The sequence below is a fragment of the Streptomyces sp. YS-3 genome, from assembly GCF_045257485.1.
GTDB lineage: Bacteria > Actinomycetota > Actinomycetes > Streptomycetales > Streptomycetaceae > Streptomyces.
The window spans coordinates 1-5,542 of sequence record NZ_JBJHPC010000481.1; the positions used below are offsets into that span (position 1 = coordinate 1).

Sequence of the window (5,542 nt, forward strand, 5' to 3'; positions counted from 1 at the left end):
GTGGGGGCGTGGCGGGTGCCGGCGCCCCGGTGAGGATGTTCAGGGCCATGTCGGAGAGGGAGGATCCGGATGGAGCCGCAGGCCTGGTGGAGGGGGCGGGCTCACCATCGTGAGAACGCAACGCACGGCGAGCCGTGCTCAACTCCGAGGCAGCACGCTCAAGATCTTTGCGCTTGCGTCTCACGTCGCGTTCAGCGACCTCGGTGGCGAGGGCGAGCACTTCCGGCGATATGTTTACGGGAACGGCCTTTCTGGAATCCAATGGCCTGGGTCGGCGGGCCAGGAAATCATTGGTTATGGGGTATCGCGAGTTCTGGCGTAGTGCTTCTTCCAGTTGCTGATGTTCTTTATCGGCACCTGCAGCCATTCGGAGATCTCCGAATGCGTGTGTTTATCGTTCAGGGCGCGAAGGAAGGCGTCGCGGAGTCTCTCTGTCCATATTTCGGGCCCTTTGGATGCCTTCGGTCCGGGGAGTGTGAGCGCTTCCTCCGGCCCGTCCGTCCTGCGCTTCTTCTGCTTCATCAGTCCCGGCAGTACATCCTGCATGAACTCATCTCTTGCCTCGATCAGCTCGGTTTTTGCGTCGCGTGCACTGGCATCCGGCGCATAGGAACCCAATGTTTCCCTTTCGCGCTTCCTGAATCTGTCGACGGCAGCCTCGCTGATGTTGAGGAATTTCGCTACGGCTGCCTGGGATGCCTCGCCTGTTTCGATGAGTCGCAACGCGTGTTCGATGGTCACCCCGGCGTACCTTGCGTGCTCCGTGCGCTTCTCCGCGCGGGTCTCTCTGATTGTCCTGTCCTTGTCGGGCATCAATTCAGTGAAGGCTGCCTGCTGGTCCTGAGTGAGCTCAGGGGGCAAGGTCACTGTGACGCCCTCGTCCTCTCCGGACAGTTCACCGCCGGGAACCCTTTCTTGGCGACGCGGCTCCGTGAGCGCGATCTGGGCCATGGCCGAGGTGAGTGCGTCGCCCGCCTCGACGTCGCTGTCCGATCCGGTCTCCCAGCCGCCCATGGCGCCGGGTACGTTGAATTTCATTCCTCCCTGGCTGTCGGGCACCGCCGCCCTCCGCGTGTACGGCGCCCCCGCGTCATTCCGCAGGGCACCCTCCGGCGGTATGACCGTGAAGTGTGCGGTCGCGTACATGCGGTCTGCGAGCTTCTGCGTGATGGTGTCGAGGAGTACAGGAGCGCCATTGCCGTCGTTGGCGGGGTACATCTCATGGAAAAGATGAGGCAGATGCTTGGCGATGGTGTCGGTGGGTTCCTTCCAGAAGCGCCCCGGGTGGTCGTTGTACGACAGGGGGACAGTGCGGAAGGTGTGGAGCGCAGTCCAGCACGAGAAGCACGGCCGTTTTTTGCCCCGAATGGCCACAGACCCGTCGACGTCGGAAGGGTGCAGGTCCGCTTTGTGGAGGAGCTGAAGAATCTTCTGCTCGGCATGGATGGGGCGATCGAGCGAAGGGTTGTCACCTTCCGTGTTCTGCAACAAGATCACTGAGCCCTGTTTGTCGGGCGAAGTGAGGAGATCCTTGAGTTCGCCGGCGGAAGCAGTTTTGAGGTCCACCCGGGTAAAAGGCATATCCTGGTCGAGGTGACTGCTCAGAGCGGTGATAGTACGGTTCTGCTGACTTGGTTCTGCAAGCCTCTTGTTGGTCTTGATTCGAGCATTCTCGCTTCGGTAGAGACGGTGGTGGTCGGATCCCGTTCCGTCGGCGAGGTTTTCGTAAGAGATCTTTTCGATGGTCTGGAGGTTCAGAATGTCCTTGAAGTTGCGCGGGGCGCCCGTCTCGTCGCCGCCTCCTTGGGCGAACTGCATGAGCAACTCGATGGATCGGTTGTGGTTGGTGGCGAAGACCAACCGGTTGTTGAGTACGGCTGCCTGCACCTCCTGCTCGCGCTTCTGCTTCTTCTTCGGTGCCGAGGAGGCGCTGGAGTCTTCTTCGGCAGGGGCAAGCGTGAGTTCGTCGTCCGCCTCGTTCCCCGTCTCGTGCTCGTCCACCGGTTGTTGCGAGGCGGAGGACGGCTGATCGCTCTGCTCAGTCAATCGGCTTTGCAGATGCTCGATGCAGTTCATGAGGAGAACGGAAAGGTGTCTCAGTGACTGCTCTGTCCGCTCGTTGGTATGGGGCTTGTTGTAACTGACGTTCATTTCCGTGGTGAGGCGCCCTGCTTGTAGCGCCCTGCCTTGGACCGTGCCGGCGGTGAGGGTGTCCGTGAGCTGCCTGACGAGCGAGCTGACGTCGTGGGTTTTGGCGTGGTCGGACGCGCTGTCGATGAGTTGGTTCCAGGCTGACTCGGTGATGCCCAGCGATGTCAGTTGCTCCTGGGCGCTGAGCAAGGTGTAGGGGACCTTCACATGTGCCTGCGAGGAGGTTCCCTGACTCTGCGAAGCGTCTGCCGACGTCGACGCCGACGCCTGGCTCAGGTCATGTGCGGCGCGCAGGGTCTGCGCGGTCCGGGTGGCTGTGGCGAGTTCCCTTTGAGCCTGTTGGTGCCGTTGTTCGGCAGCGATGGCGTCGGCCTCGAGTTGGGCGACGGAGGACTGTTCGGAGGTAGGGGAGGGCTGTTCGGGAGTGCTGCCTTCCGCGTGGGGGGTTTGGCCCTGGGGCTGGTGGACGGGTGATGCGCTGCTCGGCCCTGTGAAGGAATTACTGCTGGACAGACGATCGTCCGACGGCCTTTCGGAGAGTCCTTCCGGCGGGGTGAGGAAGTGGGCAATGGGTTGGGCGTAGAGGTTTCGGGCACGCAAGATCTGCTCGTGCGTATAGCCCTGGCTGGAGGAGAACAGCTTGTCGAATTTGTTCTTCACCTCTCTGAGCGCCGAGTTCGGGTTCCCCTTGCTCAGGGTGTCCAGGTGCGGAAACGCCTTTTCATCGAGCCCGGTCATGACTTCCTTGAGACCCGGCGGCAGATCCTGTCCGGGATCACCCGTGCGCAGGAAGGTCGTGATGGAGGACAGATCTTCCGACCGGAATCCCTTGATACGGGACGCGTTGGGGAGATGCTTTGCACTGTTGGAGTCCTTGTGCCAGGCGGCGTGCTTCTGCGCCCCTGTCCTCTCTTCGTCAGGCAGCTCCTTCTGGTACTGACCCGATCGCGTGGGAGGCTGACTGGATATGATGCGACGGTATCCCGGGTCCAGCCAATTGGCAGGTCTTGAGGGCTTCGTGTAGCCGGTGTCGTGCCAGGTGGCCATACGCTCGCCGCCCACCGCGCTGTTGGGCTCTTCGAGGTAGCTGACCGGGTAGCCCATCAGGGCCATGGCTTCCAGGTTGCCACTGCGAAATCCGAGGTGACGGGCGGTGGAGTTGCGGTGCAGATGCTCGAAGAGACGGAACTGGGCGAGGCGCCCGTTTCCCCTGAGCCGCACAACCGATTCTTTCCCCCAAAATTCGGTGAGATTGAGTACTTGTGCGGAGAACCCTTCGACTTTCTCGATCAGACCGTCTTCCGGCAGTTCGCCCTTTCCCTCGTTGAAGAAGGTGGCGATCGCGTCGAACTTCGAGTTCCCATCCTGCTTGGCCCGGTGCGGCTCGTCTTCACTCCCGGCGTCGCGAAACCCCTGGACGTTTTCCTTGTTCGGGTACCCCGAGTCGCCGACGAGCAGTACGGCCTTGAAGTCACCGAGTTGTGAAATGATTTGCGAGATTCCGAAGTAGCTTGTGTCGTGTTCGATGTGCACCTCGCTGTTCTTCCCGCTGAAGCGTGTCCAGAGAACCGCGACCTTGTCATCCTTTTCCAGGGTCAGGTTCTGCGAGGCGAGCCACTGCTCTATCTCGGGGGATCCCCAGACATCGTCCGCCGCTGTGATGCCCGGTTCGCCCTCGCTCCAATTAACCTTCCAGTGGTCCCGGATATTGTTCCGGAGCTCCTGCGTGAACTCCCGGGCCACGAAGTAGGTGGCCTGGTTGAGGTCCAGAGGCTTCTGGTCCTTTTTGGCCACCCCCTGCTCCTGGTAGAAGGCGTTGCGGAGGTCCTTGAAATCACCGGAGGCGACGAGAGGCACGCGCCTCTGCTCTATCCCGGCATCCGTGTAGAACTTCTGGATCTTTGTGGCATGCGCAAAGGACTTTGGGTCCGCGTCATAGGTGACAAAAACGGTCAGGTCCGGATCGCCGACGAGGAAAGCGGCGACGGAGAACATGTCGCCTGAAGCGTGGCTCGGGTGCTTGAGCAGTTTCGGTCCGGCCGCGGGTGCCTTCGCCCACTTGGGCGTGGCCCCGGCAGCGGCGCTCGTCGGGGCTTGCCGGTCCTGGCCGTCGTTCGAGGGGAGCCTGCCGACTACAGAGGGGTTGTGCGGGCCGGTGGTCGCGGCGGAAGCCGTCTCGGGAGCGGTGTGCAGCGGAATGACCGCGGTGTCGCTGACCTTCTCGATGGTGGAGAGGTAGTCCTTCGGAAGGTCCGCCAGGTCGGTCAGCAGTGCGTCGGCCATCAGACCCTCGGTACGGACCCCGCTCGCGTCGTCGTGCCGTCGGAAGAGGTGCCGGTCCTCGGCCTTCTTTGCGGCGTCGGAGTACTCGTCCGAAAGCCCGAGGTAGTGCAGGACCTCATGGACCAGGACGCCGTCGTGGTCCCGTACGCCCCAGTGGTCCTGGTCGGTTCCCTCGGCGGGCGTCGTGGCCGTGAGCGTGACCTTCTCACCATGGTCGGGGCGCTCCAGGAACGTGGCAGTGACGTGCAACTGGTCGCCCGAATCCGGGAGTTTGTAGCCGACGTTGACATGCGTGTCCAAGGCGTTCTGGACCCGTGACTGGAGCTGGGTGAGGTCGGCCGGGGACAGACCGTCCATCAGTTTGAACGGCAGCGTGACGAAGAACTGGCGCACTGTCCGGCCGTCGGGCAGGCGGCCCCGGCGCACATGGTGGCGGATCTGCGTCCACGAGCCGTTCAGCCGCCCGTCGGCACCCACCAGCCTCCCGTCGCGCAACCCCTCCTGCTGCGCCTTCGGGTCGAAGCGCTCGGTGTTCACTTCGGCCGTGCGCGTGTCGTGGAACACCCGCATCTCGTCGGGGCTGATGGGGCGCGGGACTCGCTCGCCCGAGGTGCGCGGCGAGGCGACGGTGTCGCGGGAGTTCGTGTCGGCGGGGGCGCGGGAAGTGGGCCAGGACGAGGTCGGGGACTCGGGGGCGGGAGCCGCCGCTGCTTCGGATCCGTGGGACGGCGAGGTGGCGCTCTGCCAGGCCGCAGCCGGGGGAGGCGCGGTGACGGCGGTCGTCACTTCGTGACCGGCGCTGCTCGTGCGCTGGTCGATCGGCCCGGCGGCAGGCCCGTCGCTCCCGGACGGAGGCCCCACATCGAGGAACTCAAGCTCGGTGTCGTCGTCCGAGTCCTCGTCGATGCTGCCTTCGCTGACTGTGAGGACACTTGACTGGTCCGGCGTCGGGGAGACGGATGACATGTCGTCCGTGGACACCGTAGGCGCGTTCTCCGGAGTGCTCTGCGACGGCTGGGCGGACGTGGATTCGGCGGAGGAAGAGGAGGGGGAGGACGCGGCGTCCGTATCGCTCGCGGTGGCGATGGTCTGGGAGGGCTGTCCGGGC

At 63.5% G+C, this 5,542-nt stretch carries 1 protein-coding gene; it reads right to left on the bottom strand.

Annotation, left to right across the window (positions count from 1 at the left end):
* Positions 1 to 294: 294 nt before the first annotated feature.
* Positions 295 to 5,400, bottom strand: coding sequence for a hypothetical protein (locus ACJA3G_RS28695; protein WP_406555947.1), 5,106 nt, complete (start codon positions 5,398 to 5,400; stop codon positions 295 to 297).
* Between the last annotated feature and the right edge of the window lie 142 nt (positions 5,401 to 5,542).

Bases quoted from the DNA above. Each gene is read 5' to 3' on its own strand.
- ACJA3G_RS28695 (WP_406555947.1), bottom strand. From the start codon at position 5,400: ATGTCATCCGTCTCCCCGACGCCGGACCAGTCAAGTGTCCTCACAGTC.